We start from the raw sequence: 25,675 nt of genomic DNA, 5'->3' as shown, positions 1-25,675 counted from the left end.
TCGGCGTGGGTGTCGGAGTACCAGTTGTCGGCGTCGGCGTCGGCGTCGGAGTACCAGTTGTCGGCGTTGGCGTCGGCGTCGGAGTGCCAGTTGTCGGCGTTGGCGTTGGCGTCGGCGTCGGCGTCGGAGTTGGCGTCGGCGTCGGCGCTACATCGTTATCGGCGATCGCCACTGTCACCCCTGGAACCACAACCTCATTATACTTAGCATCACCACCACTCACACTGTGAGTGATAGTACCGCTGTGCGCGCCTTCGACAACCGTATCATCAACAGCTTTCACCGTAACGGGTTGAACGACATTCCAATTATCGGTAGTGAAATTCACAGGGGCGATCGCCTGAATCTGATTACCTGTTGTGAGAGTGATAGTAACAGGGGCGTAAGGCTGCGACGTTAACTTGATCCCATAATTGCCATCCGCGCCGCCTTCTGTAGCAGTTGTTTGCGTGGGAGAAATGCTGACACCTACTGTGTCGTTGTCGGTAATCGCTACATTTACATCCTGAATTGCCGTGCCGCTATACTTAGTGTCGGTACTGGTAACAGTGTGAGCGATCGTGCCACTGTGCGTACCTTCGGCTTTGTTATCGTCGGTAGCGGTGACAGTGACTGTTTTGGCAACATTCCAGTTAGTGCTGTCAAAGATAACAGGGGCGATCGCATTTATTTCACTTGGGGCATTAAAGTTAATGGTAACAGGCGCGATCGGCTGCGATGTTAATTTGAGTTCATAACTGCCCGTCGCGCCACCTTCTGTAGCAGTTGTTGCCGTGGGAGTAATAGAAATACCAGCCGTATCATTGTCCTTATTGCTAAGGCTAACATCCGCTGCATCTAGCTTATAATTCGGATCGTCGCTAACAGCAAGCGCTGTGACAATTTTGTAGTTAATATCGCCGTCAGCAATACTATCATTAACCCCTGTCACTGTCACCGGCTGCGGTGTATCCCAGTTAACCGGAGTGAAAGTTAAGCTATTAACCGAAACTGTTCCCTCTGCAACATTGTCACTGTTCAAACCGATAGTCACATTAGCAGTCGGCTTAGTATTCAAAACCACAGTAAAGTTAGCCTTAGTGCCATCTTCGCCCGTAGTTAATCCCACCGTCGGATTCACCGTAATTCCCGGAGTTTCATTGTCACTGTTGGTGACGGTGACATCATCAGGATCGAGGTTATTGTAATTAACATCGGTACTCACAGCAGCAGCCGTGACAATTTTGTAAGGTATAGGGCCATCAGCTACAGTTACCAAATCGTCAACACCACTGATTGTTATTGGTTGCGGTTGATTGTAGTTAGCAGGAGTGAAAGTTAAGCTATTAGTTGAAACTGTTCCTTCTTCAACATTGTCACTCCTCAAACCGATGGTAACGTCAGCAGTAGGTTGAGCGTTGAGTTTGACTGTAAATTCTGCCTTGCCACCAGCTTCACTTGTAGTTAATCCCGATATTGGGTTAACAGTAAAGCCAGCTTTGTCATCATTAGTAATAGTTGTGGTAGCGGTAGCAGTGGTAATTGTCGGGGTTACGCCTGGGCTGGTGGGATTTGACAGGGTGACGGCTATGGTTTCGTCGGGTTCAACTAGGGTGTCGCCTAATACATCGAGAGTAATGGTTTTGGATGTTTCATCGGCGGCAAAATTAATTGTGCCAGTAACAGCAGTTGCGCCTGAAGTGCCACCGATGTTGTTGTAATCGCTGACGTTTGTAGCTGTTCCGGCGATCGTATAATTGACGCTACTTGCCCCGCCTGTGTTGCCACTCCGAGTCGCAGTGAAAGTCAGAGGCTTTGTGCCGGTATTGCCTTCAGGAATGCTTACAGTACCGGCGGCTATGGCATAAGAAACAGTACCGTTTGCTGCAATAGTTAGTGTGGTTTGTTTGGTTGTACCGGCAACGCCACCGGTGATTGTGCCAAAGTTGAAGATTGCAGTTTCGGCGTTTTCAACTATGTTGTCGGGTTTGATAGTAAATGCAACATTCTGGGTGAGTGCGTCACCTGTTGCACCTGCGGGGAAAATAATTGAGGTAGGGGAAAAGGTGTAGTCTGAATTTTCGGTAGCACTGCTGCTGGGGTCGATGACAATTGGTACTGTCACGTCAGCGTCAGGAGTAGCGCTGATAGTAACGGGAATATTGACTACTGTATCCGCAGTTCCTTCAGTGCCACTGTAAGTTGCAGCACCGAAATTTACCGCCGGGGATGTATTCAGCAGAATCGAGGTGTTTTGACCACCAAAGTTCGCCGTAGCTAAATCGGATAAACCATCTTTGTTAAAATCGCCTACAACAATACCTTGGGGATTGGCTCCCACAACAAAATTAGTGGCAGTCCCAAAGCTGCCATTGCCACTTCCAAACAAGACGGAGACATCGCCCGATCCATTGTTGGCTGTAGCTAAATCGACTTTTCCATCGGCATTGAAGTCGCCACTAGCAATAGCAAGCGGTTGTGTTGCAACGCCAAAGTTGGTAGCTGCACTAAAGTTTCCCGTGCCATCTCCTAACAGTATTGATACGTTGTTTGAGCCACCTTCGTTACTCGTTGCTAAGTCAGCATTATTGTCTCCGTTAAAGTCTCCTAAAGCAATGTAATTAGGGCTATTTCCAACGGTAAAGTTAGTGGCGGGGGCGAAAGTACCATCAGCATTCTGCAACAGGATGGATACGCTGCTATCACCATAGTTCGCTGTCGCAAAGTCTGACTTGCCATCTTTGTTAAAGTCGCCGACAAGCACAAAATAAGGATTTGACCCCACGCTCAAAGTAGTAGCGGCGCCAAAAGTACCATTACCATTACCAGGCAAGATGGAGATGTCGTTAGAGTATTGATTGGCTGTAGCTAAGTCAGAATTGTCGTCCCCGTTGAAGTCTCCCACAGCGACGGTATACGGACTTGACCCCACCCCAAAGTAGGTGGCAGTACCAAAAGTGCCATCGCCATTCCCCAACAGGAGAGAAACGTTGTTAGTCGCATTATTAGCGGTAACCAGGTCAGAATTACCGTCTTTGTTAAAGTCGTCTACAGCGACAGACCAGGTATTGAGAGCGCTCGGCGAGCTGGTGTTAAGATTAGTGGCAGCGCCAAATAGGCCAGTGCCATCTCCCAGTGCGATCGAGACGTTGCGAGCCTCTCCAGTGGTTGCAAAGGCTAGGTCAAGATTGCCGTCTTTGTTAAAGTCCGCAGTCGCAACTTTACGGAGACTATAGGTTATGGGAAAATTACTCGCAGCACCAAAACTATTCAAAACATACTCGTAACCCGCTAACACTTCGGCTTCAAATACCAGCGGTGTTTCTATTTTCCCGGTTCTGACTTCCAGTTCCCAGTCCCCGCCTTTTGTTACACTTCCGGTGAGGTTTTGGGAAGCCGCAACGTTTGTATTTGTGAGTTGGGCAATTCGTTGGATGAAGGCGAAACCGTCTAGATCGATCGCGCGTTCACGATCGATCCCGCGTTCATTATCTATGGCGTATTCATCCGATCCGCCAGGGAATGAATTCCCTGTCTCATAGCGAAAGTCCTCTGAAGAGGACTGAATAGTCGGCTTGTTTTCAGTCGGTTTCAACCGACTTGAGCTTTTAGCCGGGGAATTCATTCCCTGGCGGACTTTCGGGTAAGCAGTCGGTTTCAACCGACTTGAGCTTTGAGCCGGGGAATTCATTCCCTGGCTGACTTTCGGGTAAGCGCCAGAGGCTGATGCGACATTGCAACCGTAAATCAGAATGTCCGCATCAACAGTTAAAGCACTCCGCCACTGCAGCAACTTCTCGGAATAAGTTTCCACATTATCTGCACTCAAGCTGCCATTACCCAATTGCAAGCTGCCGGGAGCACCGTGAGAAACAATGTGAATGCTGTCAATATTGCTGCGAAGACCTAAAATTTCAGTAATTTGGTCGATCGCATCTTTATTCCCATCCAAAACAACTACTTCCGTACCCGGTGTTACCCCGGCAATCAAACTTTGATAATTTTCAACTTGAGTGTCGATAAAGGCGATCGCACTTGGTGAAACTTGATTATTTAAATTTGGCATACTGCACCTACTGGGGGTTAAAAAAAGACAATGATTTCCCTGTTTCGCGACGGGTATGCGAAACTATTTGTCAATGTTGTAGTAACCCTAACTCATTTTTCCAAACATCTATGTAAATTTTTCTTTATAAACAGCTTTTTAATTAAAGTTTTGATAAAGATGGGGGATTTTATTAAGTAATATTACGGATTAGCCAGAGCGAGGTGGATGACATAACACAAAAACTCTTTAATAGCAAGTGTCATTATACTGAAATATTAAGAGCGGGATTTTTGATAGATATCTGCGCTCAGGTTTGGCCGTTCATTTCAAGCCCTAGCGGACTTTCGGGCAAAAGTGGGGGCGGGTTTACTAGATAATTGGTTTTAAGCAATTATTTCTCGTAAACCCGCCCCTAAAACTGATTCGTTACCATCTTTACGGGCGATTCCCTACGGGATAGCTTCGCACGCGCGGACTTACTTCAAACCCCCATCTATCCCTGCTAAAATCTCCTCAGCTTGCCCGCACAAAGCAGCGTGACAGCAACCATTACTCGCCAACAATCCCCCCCACTGACTCACATCTCCCCGGTTATATTGCAAAGCAGAACCGTCAAAACGAGTAAATTGACCGCCCGCTTCAGTCAAAATTAATTCCGGTGCAGCTAAATCCCAATCTTTCGGTGCCGACTTTCCCGAAAGCGCAATATAAACATCAGCCTTTTGTTCGACAATTGTCGCAATTTTACAGCCAATGCTACCGACAGCTATTTGATTCTGACATGGCAGTTTTTGTAACAATTGATTAAAGCGATCGCCCCGGTGACTGCGGCTAGTTACTATAGATAAATCTGCCACTATATTTCGCGCCGAAACCTGCAACTTGACCGCAGAACCGGCCCGACTTTCCATAAAAGCGCCCGCATCGCGGATTGCGTAATAAATCTTTTGCTGTTGCGGCCAGGCCACAACTGCCAATACCGGTCTTCCCTCGAAGGCTAAAGCAATGTGAACAGCAAATTCACCTGTCCTGTCAATAAAATCTCGCGTTCCATCCAAAGGGTCAATAATCCAAACCCAACTTTGAGGTAAGGGAATTTGACCGTTTTTTTCTAAATAAGATTTGTAAGTTTCTTCGCTGAGATAGCCAAATTCTGCATTCCCTAAAGCCGACTGCAATCCGTCGAGAATGTAAGAGTTGACAGCGACATCGGCGGCGGTGACGGGGCCATCTTTTTTTTCTTGGATGTCGAGGTTAGGAGTGTTGGAATCCTGGCGATAATAGGATTGTAGGATATCTGATGCACTCCAGGCGATCGATCGTGAAATTTCGCTGATTTCTTCGAGAGTTTTCATGAATTTCTTTTTTTTTGAACCGCAGATAAACGCCGATTTCTGTAGGGGCGGTGCCCCCGTGCCCGCCCCTGGGAACCATACATTAGCAATTACCAATTAATATGAGGATATTTCCATTCATAATAATTAGGAAACACAAAATTAGTAAACGAAACCGAAATACTCACTTCCAATGATTTTACATGGTGCCACCAACCGACAGGAATAAAGATAGCTTCTCCCGGTTCCAAAATCACTTCAATAATTTTCGCATCTCTGTAAAGCGGGTATTTGTCATAATCTGGATTTTCGCCATCAACCTTGCTGAAAACTCCGACGTGATTGTAAAGCAGAGGTGTTTGTTGCGGAGAAATCAATTTAATTAGTTTGCGACCAGACACTTGAGCTAAAATTAAATTAACTGGGTCGTGGTGTAGCGGTGTAATCGTGCCTTTCGGCCCGAACCAAAAGAAAACTCTGCCTTTTGTATCCGTTGGATTGAGGTATTCGGGAAAAATTTCAATGTCGTTAAATAGCGGTTTAAATTCCTCTCTTTCAAGAGTTTGGTTGTTAGCAACCATGTAGTAGTCGTTGCTAGGCCCGCCCTTGACCACCATGTCTACATATTTGCGGAACAAAACAATTTTTTTGTGATTTTCTATCTTGATTTCGTAATTCGGGTCGGAATTGCGGTTGGCTTGAATTTGTACCTCTGCATCGCCATATTTTTCTTGCAAATACTCCGGCGTCCACAACTGCAACGCTTTCCAGTTGTGCATGATATTGGTAATAATTACTGGAGTATTTTTGGCGTAGTAATTTTCGAGAAAATACTCTCTGGAAAGACTGCTTTTGCGTTCGATTGTGCCAAACTTGGAAGACAATGCAGCTAATTGATTGCTAATCCTGAGATGCGATTCTAATTTCTGCAATAACTGCACGTACTGACTGCCTGCTTGAAAGTAGGGATGAGAGGAGATTTCCCTAACTTCTGCGGTGGCTGTTTCCGCATCTATGCCGGTATTTATTAGTCCTTGAATGATTTCTGCATCGGGTTGATTTAATAATTTGTTAGCCGCCACCCACTGTTTCATATTGTCGGGAAGTTCTTGTTTGCTTGGGGTGAGTAGATTGGGCAAGTTTTGTGTCAGCCATTCTAGGTTAACTTGCTGTTGTTCTGTTAGGGTAATCCGCAAAGGGGGAAGGGTGATAGTTAGGGGTTGGGTGTCAGACATGATTCGGGTATGTTGTTTTGGGACTGTTTGGTTTGATTTGAGGTTGTTTTACTAATATAGCAATTTTAACGAACTGCGAAAATTCACAGGCGAGACGCCTGTTCCACGGGCGCGAAGGAAGAGAAAAGGGAAGTTCACAAATTTTGTCGAGGTTGCTGTCAGGATTTTAACTTAACAGGTGTTGCTAGTTCAAGTTTTCTAGCTTTGAGGGGTTTTAACCGGATAGTTTGGTTAATTTTAATTGAAAATTAACTCTTATTCATCCAGGCGCGGGTTCCGAAATTTTTGCAGGAATGGGAAGCGATTTTAGCTGATGCGGTGAGAGTATCTGTAAAGTTATTATTTTGCAAAATGTAGTGACAGAAAGCGCCGTGAAAGATGTCGCCCGCGCCTAAAGTGTCTGTGGCTTGAATTTGAGGTACTTCTATAGTGCCGTAACTGCCATTGCTGAGGTATAAAATTGATTTTTCGCCGCGAGTGATGGCAATATTGGGAATTCCGGCTGCTGAGAGGTAAGCAAAGACTTGTTCGGAATTGTCGCAGTTGGGCGGATGAAAGTTATCCGAACATACAGCCCATTCAATAAAAGGTAATATTTGTTCTAATCCGGGTTTCCAACTGCCGCCATCGAGGACAATGGGAATGTTTTTTGACTTGGCAAGTTGAGCAATTTCTTGACTGGCTGCGATTTGATGTCCGTCAAGCAGTACAATATTAACTGAGGTTAAAATATCCTGGTTAATTGTTTGACTGTCAACTTGCGATTTCGTAGCATTGATGGAAATTACCGATCGATCGCCCGTTGCTTCAGTTACAATAATCGAGGAAACTGGCGGCGAGTGCGATCGCCCCGGTTCCAAATCGATTATCCTGACATTATACTCCGCTAAGTCTGCACGAATTAATTGGGCGATCGCGTGAGTGCCCAAAACGCCGGCCCATACCGCCGCATTCCCCAAATAGCTAAAAGTGACCGCAGCATTTGCCGCCGGCCCGCCCGCAGCAATGGTACAATCAGAAGCAACAACTTTCTGATTTTCACCCGGAGGCTTCTCGGCCAAATAAACTAAATCTAAAGTTGCCAATCCCAAAAACAATCCCGTTTTCATATCTTCTTAAATGTGTGGCATGGGCGTCCCGCCCGTGCTTTATCTGCGGTTAAAAACTTCAAAATATCAAAATGCAAGCAAATCCCAATACAGGAACACTTTACATCGTAGGAACCCCGATCGGCAACCTCGAAGACATGACCTTTCGCGCCATCCGAATCTTGCAAACAGTAGACTTCATCGCCGCCGAAGACACCCGCCATACAGGCAAACTTTTGCAACATTTCCAAATCAAAACTCCTCAAATCAGCTATCACGAACACAACCAACACCAGCGACTTCCCGAACTCATCGACAAACTGCATTTAGGCAAAAATATCGCCCTCGTCACCGATGCCGGAATGCCGGGAATTTCTGACCCCGGATACGAGTTAGTCAAAGCTTGCGCCGATGCTAATATTAACATTATTCCGATTCCCGGCCCGACCGCCTGCATAGTTGGCATAACTGGATCAGGATTACCCACAGAGAGATTTGTATTTGAAGGTTTCTTACCCGTAAAAGGTCAAGAACGCCAACAGAGTTTAGAAGCTTTGCAGATAGAATCCCGCACTATAATATTATACGAATCTCCGCACCGATTGCGACAAACTTTACAAGATTTAGCAAATAGTTTGGGAAGCGACAGACAGATTGTGCTGGCCAGAGAATTAACCAAAATGCACGAAGAGTTTTGGCGTGGTAGTATAGAAAGTGCGATCGAACTTTACACCAATCGCGAACCCCAGGGAGAATTTACCCTCGTAATAGCCGGCATCCAAACAGCCGCCCCAATATTTTCCGAAGACGCAATTAAAGCAGAATTGCAAACATTAATAGCAGAAGGCATAAGTCGTTCCCAAGCCAGCCGCCAGCTAGCCCAACAAACATCCCTTCCCCGCCGCCAAATCTACCAACTCGCCCTCACAATAGGCGACCATGAATCACTAGAACAACCCGTGGATGACTTGTGAATATCTCTCTTCTTCTCTGCGCCCTCTGCGGTTAAATAAAAAAAGCTAGATACTCACACTCAGAATTATATGGTACGCGGAAACTACGATCGACAAAAACCATATTTACGCAACCCCCACATCAACAAACCAATCGCCGAAATCTATGCAGACTTAGACGCCTTTACCTGGGAGATATTTGAAGACCAACCCCACCGCTTCGATACCGTCAGTTTCTACGTCTTGCTTCCCCCACTATTTTACGAAGGGCGTTTCATCAAAGGAATTTACTTCAGCGAAGGAGTCGAACTAATAAACAAACTATTTCCCCAACTTTCATCAGTATTTTTATCCTTCACCTATTCCCCCGGAATCTCCTACTCCTGGGCCCCCATAGCTGACGCCTACTCTAGTTTATACAAAAACCCGCAGCGGGATAAATGGTTTCGCGAAACTTATCCCGATCGCGCCCACAAACCAATCATACCACTGCAAGACACAGACTTCATCAACGAATACTTAATTTCCCCTCGCAACGTCCCCGCCAAAGACATCGACTTGCTAGCCGTAGCCCGAATTTCCGAAGAAAAAAATTTGCCAATTATTGCCAAAGCCTTAAAAGTTTACCGCCAAAAATATCCGCAAAAACCGATAAAACTAACAGTAGTCACCGGCCACGAATTTGATGCTAGCAACCTGAAAACTCTCGACGAGTACGCATTAAAAGAATGGCAACAAGTCGAGGAAATTTTAACCAATCCCTCCGACTACATTAACTTAGTGCCAAGAGTAGACTACTACAGCGAAATCCCCACATATTATTCGCGAGCCCAAGCATTCGTCCTCGGTTCCCTCCTCGAAGGAAAAAACCGAGGAATTACCGAAGCCATGAGTTGCAACGTACCTGTAATTTGTTTTGAAGAATTCAACCAATACGCCAGAGGCAACTCGCCTGTTTTCCCCGAAGGTGCGGGTCTTTACGCCAAATTTGACCCAGAATCTCTCGCAGATACTATATATACAGTATTGGAAAATCAAACAGAATTCAAACCGCGATATCAGTATTTAAAGCATTGCGGGCGGAAAAACTTTTTCAATACTTGTATAGACAGTTTTCCTTATTATCAGCACAACATCCCCGACTACAAGCCGGGAGACGCGATTAACAATTTGTGGTTGGATTTAGCAGTTCAACAAAATTATCAAGTTAGTTTGAATAGCTTTTTGTATGGAGGTTCTCCCTTGTCTCATATTCGCGGGACAAATGCGATTCAGCATAACCTCGGTCAGTTAACCAAGTTTCAATGACAGATAATTCGGAATTATTAAACCGCAGAGGCCACAGAGGACACAGAGGAGGAGAAGAGAGAGATGAATAATACGGATTTGAGATTAGTCTTTATAGCGATGACTTTCGCTAAAAGCGCCGTGGAATTCATTCCCTAGCGACTGGTAGATGGTCGGCTTCAGTTGGCAATATCCTCAAAAATCTTACTGGCTAAAACTCTCGCCAAATTCACAGGAACAGCATTGCCGACCATTTTGTATCCGTCAGCAATATACTTATATTTGAAAATAAAATCATCCGGGAAAGTCTGAACTCTGGCGCACTCTCGCACAGAAAGCCGACGGTAAGGCAGAGGCGAATTGGGGTCAAAAATGCGTTTGTCTTTGCCAACTAAAATCATTTTAGTAGCTTGAGGATGGAGAGGTGCGTGTCTGCCGCTTGCCTGAATGGTAAACGAAGGTTCTGACCAACTTCTAACTCGATTGCGCGACATATAAATGCTGGAAAACCCCAAATCCGCACATTCGTGATTTGGGACAGAATCGTGATAATTATCTAATTTACCCTTAACTGACATAGGGGCGATCGCCTGCAAATCAAAAATCGCATCTTTCAGCGTCAAAACCTCGGTTCCAGGTTCGGGAAACTCAAAACCAAAACCCAGATTCTGCCGATAGCCAACAACAATCACCCTTTGCCTATCTTGCGGAACCCCAAAATTTCTAGCATTCACCAACTTGTAGGAAACCCGATACCCGATGTCCTCAAACTGCGATAATATATAAGTAAAAGCTTCCTTGTTTCTGGCCGCCAAAATACCGCTAACATTCTCAGCTAAAAAAAACAAAGGCTGCTTGTCCCGCACAATTCTGATATACTCCCAGAAAAGTTGACCCCGACAGTCATCAATCCCCCGCTTAGCCCCTGCTTCACTCCAACTTTGACAAGGAGGCCCGCCGATTATCCCAATACAGTTGGGAATTTCATCAGATTTGATTTTTCTGATATCTCTGCGATCTAAAATAGTTTCAGGATGATTGAAATTATACGTATCCCAAATAGACTTATCATATTCATTCGCCCAAACCACATTAAACCCAGCCAAGCGAAAACCCAAATCCAACCCCCCACAACCCGAAAACAGAGAAATAATATCCAAAGCCACCTTTTTTCACCCGCAATAAATACAATAAATCAATTATAAACCTCTCTTTTATTACATATCTATCTCTTTCTTCTCTCACTCTGCGCCCTCTGCGCCCTCTGCGGTTAATAAAAAAAAATCTAATTCACACACAAACAGAACTTATCATCCTCAATGAATGCAGAATCCATCCTCCAATCCTACCAACACTTCGGCGTCCACCTCGGCCTAGAAAGAATTCACCAACTTCTCCAAAAACTAGACAACCCCCACCAACAAGTACCCATTATCCACATAGCCGGCACCAATGGCAAAGGTTCCGTTTGCGCTTATCTCTCTTCCGTACTAACAGAAGCAGGCTATCGAGTTGGACGCTACACATCCCCGCACTTAATCGATTGGACAGAAAGAATTTGCATCAACCAAAAACCGATTTCCCCAACAGAATTGCAACAGTGTCTAGAACGAGTTGTCGCCGCCACCGAAAACAACACCGAAACACCCACTCAATTTGAAATAATCACCGCCGCAGCTTGGCTGTATTTCGCCGAACAAAAAACAGACATCGCAGTCATAGAAACTGGATTGGGCGGTAGATTAGACGCGACTAACGTTTGCGAAACACCTCTCGCTAGCGTCATTACTTCTATCAGTCTCGACCACTGGCAAATACTCGGCCCCACCGTGGCAGATATTGCTGGGGAAAAAGCGGGAATTCTTAAAGCAAAATGTCCGGCAGTTATCGGAGAATTGCCAGAATCAGCTAGAATAGTAGTAGAAAAACGCATTCAAGAATTAGACTGTCCGGCAACTTGGGTAAAACCAGCAATAGATTTAGGACAAGGATTCGCAGAATATCAGTTAAATCAAAATGCGGTTAAAATAAAATATCAATTGCCGCTGCTGGGAAAAATTCAACTAATGAATTCAGCAATTGCGATCGCCACTTTGCAAACTCTCCAAAACCAAGGATGGCAAATTTCTCCAACCGCGATCGAAAACGGTATCGCCAAAACCCAATGGCCCGGAAGACTCCAGCAGACAACTTGGAAAAACCGCAACCTCTTAATTGACGGCGCGCACAATCCAGCCGCAGCGATCGCCCTGCGTGAATATGTCGATCGCCTGAACAATCACCCGTCACCGATTAACTGGGTAATCGGGATTCTTGCGACTAAAGACTGCGACGATATTTTGAAAGCATTACTCAAAAAGGGCGATCGACTTTACCTAGTACCCGTACCCGATCAAAACTCATCATCCCCCGCAGAATTAGCCGCCCTAGCTCAAATTATCTGCCCCGAATTAACTTTCTGTCAAGCCTTCCCCGACTTAACAACAGCTTTAGATGCTGCTGTTACAGGCGACAACCTAACAATCCTTTGCGGTTCGCTTTATCTCGTCGGCTATTTTCTGCAACAACAACAATCCCAAGCTTAAACGCATCAGAATTGTGTTTCTTCCTCAGTAAAGATAGGAGGCCACAATTCCGAAATGGGCAATTCCCAACCGGGAAAAAGTTCTGCTACTGTTAATATATCGCCATTTCCTAAAACAGTCGGTTCACCTGTAGAGCGATAAATAGTCACTGTTTCTTCATCAGGATCGATCAGAATTCCGACGATCGCACCCAACTCTATAAACTTCAAAACCTTGGTTTCTATAAGCTTAATGCGATCGATCTGAGATTTAATCTCAACCACCAAATCGGGGACAAGTTCTCCAAAATAACGCGGACTTTGGCGCAAGCGGGCGGCGCGCACAAAAGAAACATCCGGCGCTTTCACATTCGTATCCGGCATGATGAAACCGCCTGCGGAGTCAAAGACTCTCCCCAAGCGACGGGGATAAACCCAGTTACCCAGCAAACGAATCAAAATACTGCTGATTTCACTGGATACGATGTCTGATGGCCCCACAATTGAAAGTCTCCCGTCTTCTAGTTCAATTTTGTAATCTAAACCCGCTTCGGAAAAAAGGGTTTGAACTTGGTTTAAATCTTTGAGTGTCATCGCTGGCATAAGAATTTTATCCTATTCTGAGCTGAGTTTTGATTTTAACACGAGTCAAATTTCTGAATATTTGAGGAATTCAGGCTGTATTCGTACAAATCATCAATTAAGCTGAATTGAGAAAGAGGCTCGCACGGGATAAAGAAACCCGGTTTCTGGGATGAGCGATCGTTTTTATCAACAAACATTTACCTCTAAAATAGTCGAGATTGACTTATCCAGAGTTCTCCTCCGACTCCGCGTTGTGAAGAGGCGGTAATTTCATCATTCGATAATAACTTAAAAGCTGATATTTGCGTATATATGGCGGCACAGATTCCCATTATTTAATAATACGTCAAGTGGTCGAAAAAAGGAAGGGGCGAGAGCAAAAAAGATTAATGCCTAATGCCCAATGCCCAATGCCAAATTTTTGTTACAATACAAGTGAGTTTAGAAAAATTTAGAGATAGAAGTTTATGAGCAGCCTTATATCGGTGCAAAGGCTAATTGAATATATAGAAGCTTTGCCAGCCCAAGAGCAAACTTTACTATTTGACGAGCTTTTCAGGCGAAACATAATCAAGCAGCGTCAGGAAAACATCGATTCTACAGTCAAGGTAACTCCTGCCTCGGCGATCGGGCCAGTAATAGAAAAGTTAGGCCAGGAAAACACCAAGGAGAGAGTAAACATGGTCAAATTTCTTGACGCGCTTCGCAAAGCAGACCCGCTTATCATTGGAGAAAGAGAAAATCCGCGCCAGGAAAACACCAAGCAGACAGTCAAGACAAAAACACTGTTAACAGGTAACGCTACCTGCGACATTCGCGCAGCCGATCGCACTAACTTTGGGGGCGACCTCGACAGCTCAACTGCTCACATAATCATTAAAAACGAATCAGACACAACAGTCAGTGCAGCGTTGCTGGGATGGCCCGAATGCAAAGCTTTTGGCGAGACGCGATCGCAAGCACTGCAAAACCTTCACGATTTAGTAAATGCCCAGCTAGCCGAAGCAGAAATCGTCTCTGTCAAACTCACGAATAGTCGATCGAACAATCCTTGGGTGAGGTTAGCTGGTAAGTATGAAAACGATCCGTATTACGATGAGGTATTGGCACACATAGAAGAATATCGCCGCGAACTCGATGCAGAAACCGAAGCTTATTACAGTCAAATTGACGATGCGGTTGAGACAGAATGAGCCTATACATACTTGATACGAATTGTTTCTCCGATTGGCAAAAGAATGATCCAATGATGGTGCAGCGAATCGAGGTTAACGCAGAAAACCTTGCTGTAACTATCGTAACCGTAGAGGAAGTAATTCGCGGCTGGTTCGATTTTATCAGAAAGGCTTCGACATCTTCGCAAGCGGACAAATTAGTATGGGGTTACACCAGGTTATGGGATACATTAGATGATTTCAAAAATCTCAACATTCTGAAATTTGACCCGAATGCTTTCACTATTTACACTGAGTTACGCCGTCAAAAAATACGCATCGGCACGCAAGATTTGCGGATTGCTGCTATTGTACTTGCTAATAAGGCTATCCTCGTTACGCGCAACTACCGAGATTTTTCGCAAGTGCCTGATTTAGTGCAGGAAGACTGGACAATTCAACCTTAAAAACAAGGGGCGATTGCTAATCGTAAGGTGCGTCGCCATCGAATTTTTCGCGATGATTGGAAGCTCTGCGAGGCGACGCACCTTACATTTAAAGGCTGATATCTGCTTATATATGGCGGCACAGATTCCCATTATTTAATAATACGTCAAGTGACCTAAAAAAGCAAGGGGCGAAATAAAAAAAATCCCGCCCCAGCTTCACTTAAAAACTACCTTTGATCCCAAGCCTTAGCAGCATCAGCAACAGCTTGGTCTACCGACTTCTCATCCAACATTGCCGCCTGCAAATTGTCATAAATCGCCTTTTGCAACTTCTTAACATCCTTCAAAGGCGGAATCAATAGCTCAGCGGAAGTCAACCCAGAAGCACTAACAACCCGAGCTCGATCGGCAGCAGGAGCATCAGCAGAAACAGTCTTAAAATAATCGTCCTGCAAAGCCTCAACCGTAGAAGGCAAAACATTAGCAGCCTTAGCAAAAGCCAACTGATTTTGAGAATTAGTAACGTACAGAGCAAACTTGACAGCATCATCAGGGCGCTTGCTGTCGCGGGGCACAACCAAATTCATCACCGCCACAGTCTTCTTACCTGTTTCCCCCGTAATTTGAGGCGCAGCAGCCGAAACAGCACCAATACTCGGAGCATTCTCAGCAATCGCCTTCAAAAACTGAGGGCCCGAAGCTAAAAAAGTAGTTTCCCCAGCTTGATAAAGCTCGATCGCCCTGCGATGTCCCTGCACCAAAACATCCTGTGGCAAAAGTCCGTTATTGTACAAATCTACCCAATACTGAAAAACAGCTTTGCCCTTAGCAGTATTAAAAGCCGCCTTGCCTTTAGCATCCACCAAAGGTACACCCATTTGCACAAAAGATTGCAAAACTTCCGCCGAATCTTCCGGCACAAAAGTCACAAAAAAAGCAAACTTGCCAGTCTTCTCCTTCACCTGCTTCGCCACAGTTGCCAACTCGGCATAAGTAGCAGGAGGCTTAGCAATTCCAGCCTTCTTCAACAACTCCGTATTGTAAATTGTCACCCCAGTCGTGAGATACCAAGGAATGCCAAAAGTCTTGCCGTCGAGTACACTAGCTTTCCAGATATTTGGGAGATAGAGCTCGCGAACTTGCTGCGGAATTCGAGAATCCAAATCCAGCCAAGCATTGCGTCCCGCCAACAGCGAAGCAAAATCGGGATTTAGGTTCACCACATCCGGCGCATTTTTCGCCGAAACAGCCCCCAAAATCTTGCTTTCCATCGCCGACCAAGGAACGTCCACCCAACGCACCTTCACCCCCGGATTTTCCGCTTCAAAACCGGCGATCGTCTTGTTGAAATACTCAGTAAACTGAGGTTGAAGCTGCATAGTCCAGAACTCGATTTCCTGCGTATTATTTGCCTGGGAATTAACAGCCGGCTTGCTGCAACTCACCACCGCAGACAGCAGCAGCCCCACCAGCCCAAAAACAGCAAAAAGTTGCCAAGATTTACGTTTCATAGAATAAAATTTGAGAGTTATGGGAACCGTCATTCGATTTTAGATTTTAGATTTGAGATGCTTTCGATTGACTTGCGCGAGATAAATTCGGGGGACGCAAGGATTTTAGATTTGAGATGCTTTCGATTGACTTGCGCGAGATAAATCACGTGGCGGGTAACACCTTTGAAATTCGCTTGTCAGACAAAGGCACGCGCGGCGAAGCTATCCCGTAGGGAATCGCCCGAATCAAGCGCTCACGAGTCAGTAACAGAGTTTTGTACCTGGGTTCAGGAGCGAGATAGTCGGTTTTTGTGCAGAATCGGCGGGTTTTCGGTCGATCGAGCTGGAATTTATTGACATTCTCCGCAGAATAGCTATTGTCAAGTAAATTGGATAGCATAAAATCGGAACTAGCGATCGCGCAACACAGACTGAGCTGTGCAGAAGAAGGCGGGATACCGAGATTACAGCACTCTGGCTGCAGTTGGAAACCAACCCTCCAACACGCCTGCGCGCTGAATCAGGCTGGCCAACTACAAAAGAAAAAAATAGCAATTATCGGCGACCCAATCACATGGTTAACTTTTTCAAAGGTCTACTTTCCCAACGCCAGCCAGGAATCGGGATCGAAATAGCCCCAGACCGCATCAACATCATTCAGCTTGAAAAGAAAGCTCAGGCATTAAAATTAGGCATCCTAGCCTCAATAGAAGTTCCAGAAGACTATGTACAAGAAGGACAAATAGTCGATCCGCCGGGAATGGCAGAACTAATACGTACCGTCCTCACGGACAACAAAATCAAAGCCAAGCGAGTAGCCACAGCCATTCCAGGCCGCGAAGCAGTCATCCGCCTCATCCCAGTTCCCGCAGAACTCAACGAAGAAGAACTGCGGGATTACATGAACGCAGAAGCAGGACTGTACTTGCCATTTCCTAGAGAAGACGCCGACGTAGACTATCAAAAAATAGGCCTTTTTGTAGATGACGACGGAGTAGAAAAAGTGCAAGTCGTCTTAGTAGCAACCCGCAGAGAAGTTACCGACACATACATCGAAACATTCAAAGAAGCCGGATTGATTATAGACGTATTAGAAGTAACCAGTTTTGCCCTAATCCGCACCCTCAAAGAACAACTGCAACAATTTTCCTCCCAAGAAGCAGCAGTTCTCACCGCCATAGAATTTGACAGCACCGAGTTAGCTATAGTAGTGGACGGCATACCTCAGTTCAACCGTACCATCCCGATCGGCACCTACCAAATCCAGACCGCCCTCAACCAAGCCATGAACCTGCCACCAACCAGAGACACCAGCGAACTGCAAGGCATGACCCTGCCAGTCACAGATACAATGGGCGCATCGGGAGACGCCAATCCGGGAACAAATGCGATGATTAAAGTATTGGGAGAACTAGCAGACGAACTGCGCCGCTCAGTAGACTTTTACCTCAACCAGAGCGAAGAACTCGAAGTAGCGCAACTACTGCTAGCGGGTCCGGGAGCTGCGATCGGCAAACTCGACGAATTTTTTATGCAAAGATTAAGCTTGCCCGCATCTCAAGTCGATCCCATCGAAACCCTAGGAGTCGAAATCAGCCAAGAAATTACCCCAGAACAGCGAGCAGGTTTAGGAGTCGCCCTAGGTTTAGGACTAAGGGAGGTTATGTGACCTAACAGTTTTAGATGAGAGAAAAACCGATTTGAGAATTTGAGGTAAAAACCCCTTCCAAAAGAAGAAGGCAGAAAGCAGAAGGTAGAATATTGGAGGTAGAAGATAGAAGGTAGAAGGTAGAAGGTAAAAGGTAGAATATATCTGAGGTAGAAGCAGCCCCTTCCTTCAGTAAAAGGCAGAAAGTTGTTTCTTTCTTCCCTAAATAAATCCTTCACTTGTACCAGCAATCTTGGGTTCTGTCTAAAATCTAAAATTTCTAATTTAAATCTATAGCAACAGCCAAGACTGTTAGTACCTTCTTAATTGCTGAAACATTAGCGGTAGATCACTTTTTCCTTCTACCTTCTACCTTCTGCCTTCTGCCTTCTACCTTCTACCTTCTACACTGTGCCTTCTACATTGTGCCTTCTACCTTCTACATTGTGCCTTCTGCCTTCTTCCTTCTGCTATAAAACCGAGTGAAGCCATGTACAGCCTAGATATTAATTTTCTCAACGACCGTCCCGACTACAAACCCGTTGCAACCAAAAGCCCAGCTAAAAAAAGTTCCGGTGGAGCCAAAGACCAACTGCCCATATATGGGGCAGTGCTGTTTGCCTTTGGCATCAACGCCGCAGTCATGGGCGCCTGGTGGTGGGCGACTAAGGAAAATACCGACTTGGCCGCACAACAAGCAACCATCGACACAGAACTGGCCCTGTTAAACACTCAAGCCAACACCATCAAAGCCATCAACGCCGAAACCGACCAAGTTACCGCCGAATACAAAGCATTAGCTGGAGTATTCGACCAAATTAAACCTTGGTCGGCGATGCTGCAAGACCTCAGTGCCCGTACTCCGGCCGGAGTGCAAATTGGCAAAATCGAGCAAATCGACCCAAGTCCCTCCCCCGTTGCAGCACCTCCTCCTCCCCCCCCACCAACACCCGCTGCTTCTCCGGGGGCGAGTCCGTCTCCAGCAGCCAGCCCCGCCCCGGCAGCACCTCCCGTCCCCGTCGTCCCGCAGCAGGCATCAAAAGTGCAAATTTCAGGGATAGCCAGTACCTTTGCTCAAGTTAACGACTTTATGTTGCTAGTCCAGCGCTCTCCCTTCTTCCTTAACACCGATACCAAACTGATAGCGGCCACATTAAAAAACAACCCCGCACAATTACAAGTGCGTAACCAAAACGCAGCACCAGCAGAACTTCCCAAACTGCGACCAGTGGTGGAATATAAAATTGAAACGACGCTCAGCCCGACGGGTGCCTCCGAGTTGCTCCCCGAGCTGCGAAGCAAGCAAGCAGACGGGCTCGCAATACGGATAGAAACACTTCAAGAAAAAGGAGTGCTAGAACCACAAAAAGGAGAAGTGAAAAAACCATGACAGCAGAGTTTATTTCTAGCGGACAAGCAGAAGATACAGGGGCTAAGGAAATATTCGGCATTAAGCTGACACCCCAAGTCCAAGCAATCGGCATCGCGGTTCTCGGGCTCCTGATTGCTGGCGGCCTCGGCTACCAGTTCGTACTTCCCGAATTCCAAAAAAGCGGCGAATTCAAGCAAAAACTTAGCGAAAGCAAGCAAACGCAAGTGCAATTGCAAACTCAAATTCAAAAAAAGGCAGAAGCAGAAGCCAAGCAAGAAGAAGCAAAACAGCGCCGGGCCAACGTCACGGCCATGTTTGCCAGCGACGCCAGCGCCAACACGCTTTTGCTTGACATGACCCAACTCGTTAATAGAATCAACGCCGGCGTGCAAGGAGATGACCTCAAGGCTAAAATTACCAAATTTGAGCCGGATATGCCGCCAGCAACAGCAACCGCCACGCCGGGAGCTCCAGACCCTGATATTCTGGCCGATAGCTCCTTCGGGGCGTCCCTGGCTGGCAAGCTCAGACGCAAAAAATTTAAGGTAGAGTTTGAAGGCACTTTTGATCAAACCCGCAATTTTATGCGTAACTTGGAGTTGATGCAGTCGCTGTTGGTAGTTAGGAATTTGAAATCTGAATTGCTAGCATCAAATCAGCCAATTGAAGTTGATTTTTTGAAAGGGAAAATAGTTCCTGTGGAGCAACCGCCAACTAAAATTAAAACTGCTTTTGACTTGCACGCGCTGCTGCCGCTAAAGCAAGAAGAAAAACCGCCAACTCCGGCTCCGAGTCCTGGTGCTAAGTAGCTATTATTTGGCAGATATTAGCTATTGTTCCCAACTCGCTATTTCACAAGAAGTCAGAAGGCAGAAGTTTGAAATGGAAAGATTGAAGGTAGAAGTCAAAAAAGTATGAAGGTCAGAAAAATATTTTTTAGATGGCAATCAAAAATTGGCTCTAAAATCTAATTTCTTCTAATACCAGTTTCAAAAAGTAATGGAACTGTATAGCAATCCTTGCAGGAGTCGTATTTTTTTTACCCTACCCCAAACCTCCCATTTGTAAGGGGAGGAAGTAAGAAATCCACAAATGATGCGAGGATTGCTGTAGGATAGCTTCTAACCCTTATGTCATCTGTTATTCCCAATCGAAAATTAAACATCGAAAAGGGCATAACTTCTTCCTTTAAAAAGGCTCGAAGCGAGAATATTTTAGTCAGTTTAGCAGCTAGCGACAAAAGACTGCGAACAACAAATAACAAATTGTAGTGGAGGAGAGAACGTGAAACAGCATCTACGGTTAAGTGGAGGACTCTTATGCAGCGTTGCAGGAGTTCTGATCGCCCAAGCCCCAGTCTTGGCATTGCCGACTCAGGTAACAGGAGTGCAAGTAAGTCAAGGTAATAATGGCGTAAATATTGTTCTGGCTACAGAAAAGGGCGATCGCCCGCAAGTTTTCGCCATCAATAACGGCAATACTTACCAAGCCACAATTATCAACACCCAGCTCCGCTTACCACAAGGCAACAGCTTCCGTCAAGATAACCCAGCTCCGGGAATTTCTTCAGTAGAAATCAGCCAGGTAGAGGCTAACAGCATCCGCGTTGTGGTAGCCGGCACCAACGGAGTTCCCAACGGACAAATTGTTCCGGGACAAGGCCAAAGCATCGTCCTCAGCGTTGCCGGACAGGGTGGCACAGCACAGTCTGCCCAAACTCCACCCCCGCCCCCTCCGGGACTGCCGCTGAGCCAAACAGCTCCCCCGCCGGCTCCCCAAGTCCGCACCTCGCAAAACCCAGGCGTGCTGCTGCCAAATCCCCAAGTTACTGTTACCAGAAACGATCGCCCGCCCCTCCCCAGCGAAATACAATCCCAAAGCAATCAGGCTGCGCCTTTCCAGCCGCGGGCAGTGGCTCCGCCCTTGGGAGATATCGCGGTGTCTAACATCGCCCCCGGCGTGGGAAATATTGAACTGAGTTCGGGAGAACGCATCCCCCGCTTGGTGCTGCGGGATGCCCCAGTCCGGGACGTTTTGGCTCTGCTGGCCCGCGCTGCTGGCTTGAACATTGCTTTTACAGGTGGCGGGGCCCCTGCTCAACCGGGGCAGCCCGCAGTGCCTGGTCAGCCAGGAGTATCGGGGTCAGATGAAGGGCCGAAGATTTCTTTGGACATCGAAAATGAGTCGGTCCAAGATGTCTTTAATTACGTGCTGCGGCTCAGCGGGCTGCAAGCTAACCGCCAGGGGCGGACGATTTTTGTAGGGACTAACTTGCCGATCGATTCACGCAATATTATCATTCGGACTCTGCGGCTCAATCAAGTTCGCTCTACAGATGCAGCTAACTTTTTGAGCGCTCAAGGCGCGGAAACTCAACTGCCGATTACTCGCGTGACTATTCAAAGCGTGGGCCAGGGAAATGCTGCGCGGGATGTGGAAATTCGGGAACCCGACATTAAGGCGATCGGCGCTAGGGAAGGCACGGGGCCGCTGTTGCTGAGGGGACTGTCGGTGCTGGCGGATTCTCGGCTCAATTCCATCACTTTGGTGGGAGACCCGCGCAAAGTGGACATGGCTGTGGCTTTCTTGACACAGCTAGATTTGCGCCGCCGTCAAGTCGCTGTCAACGTCAAGGTGATCGATATCAACTTGTCGGGAAACAACGTCAGTAACACCAGCTTCTCTTTCGGGATTAATGACAGTTTCTTTGTCAATGACGGCGGGGCGGCGATCGTCAATTTTGGCGGCATCAATCCGCCCAGTGGCGACGCCGTAACTACTGGCATAGCTAATCGGCCGATTATTCCGAACCGAGACATTCCCCAAGAATTCAGGACTCCTTTCTACGATGCGAACGGTCGGCGTATAGTGCCGTTTACAGGTCAAGGTCTCGAAGGCCCCGCCAAAGGTGTGTTCCTCCAGCCGACAGCCCCAATTACTAATGACCTCACGCGAGTTGGAATTGAGAATTACACTCCTGGATCGACGACCGGCTCAGGAAGTGCAGACTTCCGCTTGTTCCCCTTGTTCCAATATCCAAGACGTTTTCTGTCTAACTTGCAAGCAAGTATTACCAGCCAGAATGCCAAAATCCTGACTGACCCGACTTTAGTTGTCCAAGAAGGGGAAACGGCGAATGTGAATATCACCGAAGAAGTGGTTACTAACATTCGATCGGAATCGCAGACAACAGAAGGTCAAACTACCAGAACGGTGACGGCAGAAAAAGGCCAGGCAGGTTTGCGGTTGGGAGTAGCGATCGATCGCATCGACGATAACGGTTTTGTCTCTCTGCGAGTCAACCCAATCGTCAGTGCGATCGGCCCGAACAGACCCCTGAGCACAGGCGCAGGAGAACAAAACAGTATCACCCTGCTGACTGAGCGCTCTTTGCAGTCGGGGCTAATTCGCCTGCGGGACGGTCAGACTTTGATTTTATCGGGGATTATCCGCGACCAAGACCGGGTTACAGCGAGGAAGATTCCGATTTTAGGAGATTTGCCGATTATCGGTTCGCTGTTCAGGAGCACTGATAAGACCAACGAGCGGGCGGAAGTGATTGTATTGCTGACGCCGCAGATTTTGGATGATAGCGATCGATCGAACTTTGGCTACCAAAACAGCATCAGTCCCGACGCGCGCCAACTGTTGCAGCGCAGTCAGCCCGTCCAGCCGAGACAGTAGGAACGAAGGAAGAAGACATGGGTGTCAACTTTCCATGCTCTTTCCCCTGAGTCCGACAGTCCGACAGTCCGACAGTCCGACAGTCCGACAGGGGTTGAAACCCCTGCCTCAAAGCGAAAGTCCTCTAAAAGAGGACTAAAAATTAGTATTTGAGTCGGTTTTAACCGACTTCAGCTATGAGACAGGGACTTCAGTCCCTGGCGGTGGAAGAAGGCATTGCTCTCAACTTTCCACGCTTTTTCCCCTGAGTCCGACAGTCCGACAGTCCGACAGTCCGACAGTCCGACAGGGGTTGAAACCCCTGCCTCAAAGCGAAAGTCCTCTCAAAGAGGACTAAAGAACTCATTAGTCCCATGCAAAAGGACTATCAATCACTCTTTCAGTCGTCTTCAGACGACTTTCGCTATTAGCCAGGGGTTTCAACCCCTGGCGGGTTTCGGGAGAATGAAACAGTCCTGGCCCACGGGGAAAAGAAAGGGGAAAGAAAGAAGGAAGAAGGAAAAAAGTTTTCCTTTAGCCCTTGACAAATTACATTTTATTCCTTCTATTTCTATTTTTTTGAGATTGCAAATCCACCGAGGCGAGAAATCTTGTCTCCAAGGTGGTATTTTTTTACCTAAATTTTGGGATTAATTACAAAAATTAGCCAGTTCCATATAAATTAAAGGTTCCACCGATCCATAACGGTCGGCAAGACTTTAGAATAATGCAGTGAAAATTAGATGCTGTGGGGTTTTCAGCAGTTAGAAACAAAAATTCCTTTTCTGACCAATTACCCTAGGGTAATTGGTATTCAGCAGGAGTTGTGATTCGGGGAAGCGGACGGGAGCAATCGGGAACCACCCAAACCTCCCAATCCACACCTCAATCCAGTTGATAACTCACAGCTAATAGTTGAACTAACTCTGTTTAACGTAATTTTGCAAATCGAGAAGGACTTCGCAATGAACAAAGGTGAATTGGTTGATGCAGTGGCGGAAAAGGCTAGCGTGACGAAAAAACAGGCAGATGCTGTTTTGAGTGCGGCCCTGGAAGCAATCATGGAAGCTGTCTCCGATGGCGACAAGGTGACGCTGGTCGGTTTTGGCTCGTTTGAGTCGCGGGAACGCAAGGCCCGCGAGGGTCGCAATCCCAAAACTGGAGACAAGATGGAAATCCCGGCAACCAGAGTTCCTGCATTTTCCGCAGGGAAGTTGTTTAAGGACAGAGTTGCACCGCCGAAAAACGCAGAATAGCTGGCAAACTGAGTCTTGATTAGACCTTTACACGGTGGGAATTTAGCTTGGGCAGCCGCACTGGCAGGCTGCCCTGCCTCTGCTATTGTCGATTTTTCTGCGAGTATCAGTCCTTTGGGCCCTCCTGAGTCGGCACTGGCTGCAATTCAATCACACTTGAGCAGTCTGACGGCTTACCCAGACCCAGATTATGGGGAGCTCAGGACTGCTTTGGGGGAGGCTTTGAATGTTGACCGGGATTGGATTTTGCCGGGGAATGGTTCGGCGGAATTGTTGACTTGGGCGGCTTGGGATTTGTCGAAGCTGGAGGGGACTTATTTGGTGACTCCGGCTTTTGGCGATTACTCGCGGGCTCTTTCGGCTTTCGGCGCGCAGGTGATCAAATGCCCTTTGGATCTTAAATCTTGCACCATTGTCAAGAATGGGCATCTTGCCCATTCCACAAGAGAGGAATTTTCTGGTGGAACAGGCATCTTGCCTGTTCCTAAACAAGTAATTGAAAATGGTGCAACATCTGAGTTGGATCTGAAATCGTTGGACGTTGGGGCAGGAAGCCGGTTAGTAACGGATGATTTGTCGGTTTCTAACGGTTCCCTTGTCTCCCCTTCTTTTCGTATCCCAGTTCCTCTGGCTCTCGATGCCCCCTCTCGACGAGGTTTGCTACTGAACAACCCCCACAATCCTACGGGTTTGCTGTTTGCTAGGGAGGCGATTTTGCCTTATGTGAAGCAGTTAGGTATGGTGGTGGTGGATGAGGCCTTTATGGACTTTCTACCGCCTTCTGAGCAGGAAACTTTGATCGATGCTGTTGAGGAGTTTCCGAATTTGGTGATTTTACGATCGCTCACTAAATTCTATTCTCTGCCGGGACTGCGGTTGGGCTGTGCGATCGCCCATCCCGATATTCTGCGCCGCTGGCAGTTACTGCGCGATCCTTGGCCTGTGAATGCTTTGGCTGCTGCTGCTGCTGCTGCTGTGGTTCGAGATGTGGCTTTTGAGCAGCAAACTTGGGATTGGCTGCCTGTTGCTCGCCGAGAGCTATTTGAGGGTTTGGCTAATTTGCCGGGTTTGCAGCCAATTGCCGGGGCGGCTAATTTCTTGTTGGTTGAGTCGTCGATGTCGGTTTCTTCGATTCAAAAAAGTCTGTTGGAACGACACCGGATTTTGATTCGGGATTGTTTGAGTTTTCCTGAGTTGGGCGATCGCTTTTTTCGGGTGGCTGTGCGCTCAAGGGCGGACAATCTGCGGTTGATTGCTGGACTTAAAGAAGTCATTAGTCAGTAGTCAGTTGTCAGTTGTCCGTTGATAAACCGATTTTATTGGTCGTTCGAGCGCACCTACCCAAGAAACCCGGTTTCTCTGATAAATCTTGGATTTTGCAGCGAAGTATCTAGGCAGAAACCGGGTTTCTGACCCCGCGCGCCGATCGCCCTAAACTACTAACTAATGACTACTGACTAATGACTAATGACTACTGACAATTCCCGCATCCAGGATACCCGCCACGTGATTCATCCGTCCCGAAATAAAAAACCTGTATCAGATGAAACTTGCCGAACGTATTTATC

19 protein-coding genes are annotated in these 25,675 nt (G+C 46.9%); 11 read left to right on the top strand and 8 right to left on the bottom strand.

Translation table 11 applies throughout. The features are described from left to right. From QUA88_RS14685 to QUA88_RS14670, 4 genes are all read right to left on the bottom strand, one after another. On the bottom strand, positions 1-4,045 hold a 4,045-nt coding region (locus QUA88_RS14685; protein ID WP_333272351.1), incomplete at its 3' end, for a DUF4347 domain-containing protein. A 458-nt stretch (positions 4,046-4,503) separates the two neighbouring features. After that, a complete protein-coding gene (locus QUA88_RS14680; RefSeq protein WP_333210641.1) occupies positions 4,504-5,382 on the bottom strand; it encodes an inositol monophosphatase family protein in 879 nt (292 codons plus the stop codon). Between the two features lie 89 nt (positions 5,383-5,471). Beyond that, positions 5,472-6,596: a cupin-like domain-containing protein gene (locus QUA88_RS14675; protein WP_333055165.1), complete on the bottom strand. Its 1,125-nt coding sequence runs from the start codon at positions 6,594-6,596 to the stop codon at positions 5,472-5,474. Between the two features lie 248 nt (positions 6,597-6,844). After that, the gene (locus QUA88_RS14670; RefSeq protein WP_333055163.1) at positions 6,845-7,705 is read right to left on the bottom strand and encodes a sugar kinase; all 861 of its coding nucleotides are present in this window, start codon (positions 7,703-7,705) and stop codon (positions 6,845-6,847) included. Between the two features lie 71 nt (positions 7,706-7,776). On the opposite strand from QUA88_RS14670, the gene rsmI reads away from it, so the two are divergent. Both rsmI and QUA88_RS14660 read left to right on the top strand, forming a co-directional pair. Then, positions 7,777-8,658: a 16S rRNA (cytidine(1402)-2'-O)-methyltransferase gene (rsmI, locus tag QUA88_RS14665; RefSeq protein ID WP_333272346.1), complete on the top strand. Its 882-nt coding sequence runs from the start codon at positions 7,777-7,779 to the stop codon at positions 8,656-8,658. Positions 8,659-8,727: 69 nt separating this feature from the next. Then, the gene (locus QUA88_RS14660) at positions 8,728-9,945 is read left to right on the top strand and encodes a glycosyltransferase (protein ID WP_333272344.1); all 1,218 of its coding nucleotides are present in this window, start codon (positions 8,728-8,730) and stop codon (positions 9,943-9,945) included. 158 nt (positions 9,946-10,103) lie between these two features. Here QUA88_RS14660 and QUA88_RS14655 read toward each other — a convergent pair whose 3' ends face one another. Continuing rightward, positions 10,104-11,090 (bottom strand): DNA cytosine methyltransferase, encoded by a 987-nt coding sequence (locus tag QUA88_RS14655; protein WP_333272341.1) that lies wholly within the window; start codon positions 11,088-11,090, stop codon positions 10,104-10,106. 153 nt (positions 11,091-11,243) lie between these two features. On the opposite strand from QUA88_RS14655, the gene QUA88_RS14650 reads away from it, so the two are divergent. Next, positions 11,244-12,509, top strand: coding sequence for a folylpolyglutamate synthase/dihydrofolate synthase family protein (locus tag QUA88_RS14650; protein WP_333272338.1), 1,266 nt, complete (start codon positions 11,244-11,246; stop codon positions 12,507-12,509). Positions 12,510-12,514: 5 nt separating this feature from the next. On the opposite strand, the gene QUA88_RS14645 is transcribed toward QUA88_RS14650, so the two are convergent. Next, positions 12,515-13,090, bottom strand: coding sequence for a Uma2 family endonuclease (locus QUA88_RS14645; protein ID WP_333055154.1), 576 nt, complete (start codon positions 13,088-13,090; stop codon positions 12,515-12,517). Between the two features lie 449 nt (positions 13,091-13,539). On the opposite strand from QUA88_RS14645, the gene QUA88_RS14640 reads away from it, so the two are divergent. Both QUA88_RS14640 and QUA88_RS14635 read left to right on the top strand, forming a co-directional pair. Next, complete coding sequence (locus QUA88_RS14640) at positions 13,540-14,265, top strand: hypothetical protein (RefSeq protein WP_333055150.1); 726 nt, start codon at positions 13,540-13,542, stop codon at positions 14,263-14,265. Continuing rightward, positions 14,262-14,693: a type II toxin-antitoxin system VapC family toxin gene (locus QUA88_RS14635; protein WP_333055147.1), complete on the top strand. Its 432-nt coding sequence runs from the start codon at positions 14,262-14,264 to the stop codon at positions 14,691-14,693. Before QUA88_RS14640 ends, QUA88_RS14635 begins: the two co-directional genes overlap by 4 nt. 209 nt (positions 14,694-14,902) lie before the next feature. On the opposite strand, the gene QUA88_RS14630 is transcribed toward QUA88_RS14635, so the two are convergent. After that, on the bottom strand, positions 14,903-16,186 hold the full coding sequence (locus QUA88_RS14630) for a sugar ABC transporter substrate-binding protein (protein ID WP_333055143.1): 1,284 nt from the start codon (positions 16,184-16,186) through the stop codon (positions 14,903-14,905). Positions 16,187-16,331: 145 nt separating this feature from the next. After that, complete coding sequence (locus tag QUA88_RS14625) at positions 16,332-16,568, bottom strand: hypothetical protein (protein ID WP_333055142.1); 237 nt, start codon at positions 16,566-16,568, stop codon at positions 16,332-16,334. A 174-nt stretch (positions 16,569-16,742) separates the two neighbouring features. On the opposite strand from QUA88_RS14625, the gene pilM reads away from it, so the two are divergent. From pilM to QUA88_RS14595, 6 genes are all read left to right on the top strand, one after another. Next, positions 16,743-17,837 carry a type IV pilus assembly protein PilM gene (gene pilM / locus QUA88_RS14620; protein ID WP_333055140.1) on the top strand — a complete coding sequence of 365 codons (1,095 nt, stop codon included), beginning with the start codon at positions 16,743-16,745 and terminating at the stop codon, positions 17,835-17,837. Positions 17,838-18,306: 469 nt separating this feature from the next. Continuing rightward, positions 18,307-19,206 carry a PilN domain-containing protein gene (locus QUA88_RS14615; protein ID WP_333055138.1) on the top strand — a complete coding sequence of 300 codons (900 nt, stop codon included), beginning with the start codon at positions 18,307-18,309 and terminating at the stop codon, positions 19,204-19,206. Then, positions 19,203-19,997: a pilus assembly protein PilO gene (locus tag QUA88_RS14610; protein WP_333055137.1), complete on the top strand. Its 795-nt coding sequence runs from the start codon at positions 19,203-19,205 to the stop codon at positions 19,995-19,997. Before QUA88_RS14615 ends, QUA88_RS14610 begins: the two co-directional genes overlap by 4 nt. Positions 19,998-20,472: 475 nt before the next feature. After that, positions 20,473-22,872: an AMIN domain-containing protein gene (locus QUA88_RS14605; RefSeq protein ID WP_333272333.1), complete on the top strand. Its 2,400-nt coding sequence runs from the start codon at positions 20,473-20,475 to the stop codon at positions 22,870-22,872. A 944-nt stretch (positions 22,873-23,816) separates the two neighbouring features. Beyond that, complete coding sequence (locus QUA88_RS14600) at positions 23,817-24,107, top strand: HU family DNA-binding protein (protein WP_006634837.1); 291 nt, start codon at positions 23,817-23,819, stop codon at positions 24,105-24,107. 15 nt (positions 24,108-24,122) lie between these two features. Continuing rightward, positions 24,123-25,391: an aminotransferase class I/II-fold pyridoxal phosphate-dependent enzyme gene (locus tag QUA88_RS14595; RefSeq protein WP_333272330.1), complete on the top strand. Its 1,269-nt coding sequence runs from the start codon at positions 24,123-24,125 to the stop codon at positions 25,389-25,391. Positions 25,392-25,675: the final 284 nt, after the last annotated feature.

Origin of the sequence: Microcoleus sp. D3_18_C2, from assembly GCF_036702395.1 — a bacterium.
In the GTDB taxonomy this organism is placed as follows: domain Bacteria; phylum Cyanobacteriota; class Cyanobacteriia; order Cyanobacteriales; family Microcoleaceae; genus Microcoleus.
The sequence above is the reverse complement of the archived record's forward strand: the minus strand, read 5'-3'. Positions and strand labels throughout refer to the sequence as shown.

Excerpts from the sequence above, each read along its gene's own strand:
- QUA88_RS14600 (WP_006634837.1), top strand. The coding sequence starts at position 23,817 with ATGAACAAAGGTGAATTGGTTGATGCAGTGGCGGAAAAGGCTAGCGTG.
- QUA88_RS14625 (WP_333055142.1), bottom strand. The coding sequence starts at position 16,568 with ATGCTATCCAATTTACTTGACAATAGCTATTCTGCGGAGAATGTCAAT.
- pilM (WP_333055140.1), top strand. The coding sequence starts at position 16,743 with ATGGTTAACTTTTTCAAAGGTCTACTTTCCCAACGCCAGCCAGGAATC.
- QUA88_RS14680 (WP_333210641.1), bottom strand. The coding sequence starts at position 5,382 with ATGAAAACTCTCGAAGAAATCAGCGAAATTTCACGATCGATCGCCTGG.
- QUA88_RS14610 (WP_333055137.1), top strand. The coding sequence starts at position 19,203 with ATGACAGCAGAGTTTATTTCTAGCGGACAAGCAGAAGATACAGGGGCT.
- rsmI (WP_333272346.1), top strand. The coding sequence starts at position 7,777 with ATGCAAGCAAATCCCAATACAGGAACACTTTACATCGTAGGAACCCCG.
- QUA88_RS14635 (WP_333055147.1), top strand. The coding sequence starts at position 14,262 with ATGAGCCTATACATACTTGATACGAATTGTTTCTCCGATTGGCAAAAG.
- QUA88_RS14645 (WP_333055154.1), bottom strand. The coding sequence starts at position 13,090 with ATGCCAGCGATGACACTCAAAGATTTAAACCAAGTTCAAACCCTTTTT.
- QUA88_RS14640 (WP_333055150.1), top strand. The coding sequence starts at position 13,540 with ATGAGCAGCCTTATATCGGTGCAAAGGCTAATTGAATATATAGAAGCT.
- QUA88_RS14650 (WP_333272338.1), top strand. The coding sequence starts at position 11,244 with ATGAATGCAGAATCCATCCTCCAATCCTACCAACACTTCGGCGTCCAC.
- QUA88_RS14660 (WP_333272344.1), top strand. The coding sequence starts at position 8,728 with ATGGTACGCGGAAACTACGATCGACAAAAACCATATTTACGCAACCCC.
- QUA88_RS14630 (WP_333055143.1), bottom strand. The coding sequence starts at position 16,186 with ATGAAACGTAAATCTTGGCAACTTTTTGCTGTTTTTGGGCTGGTGGGG.
- QUA88_RS14675 (WP_333055165.1), bottom strand. The coding sequence starts at position 6,596 with ATGTCTGACACCCAACCCCTAACTATCACCCTTCCCCCTTTGCGGATT.
- QUA88_RS14670 (WP_333055163.1), bottom strand. The coding sequence starts at position 7,705 with ATGAAAACGGGATTGTTTTTGGGATTGGCAACTTTAGATTTAGTTTAT.
- QUA88_RS14615 (WP_333055138.1), top strand. The coding sequence starts at position 18,307 with ATGTACAGCCTAGATATTAATTTTCTCAACGACCGTCCCGACTACAAA.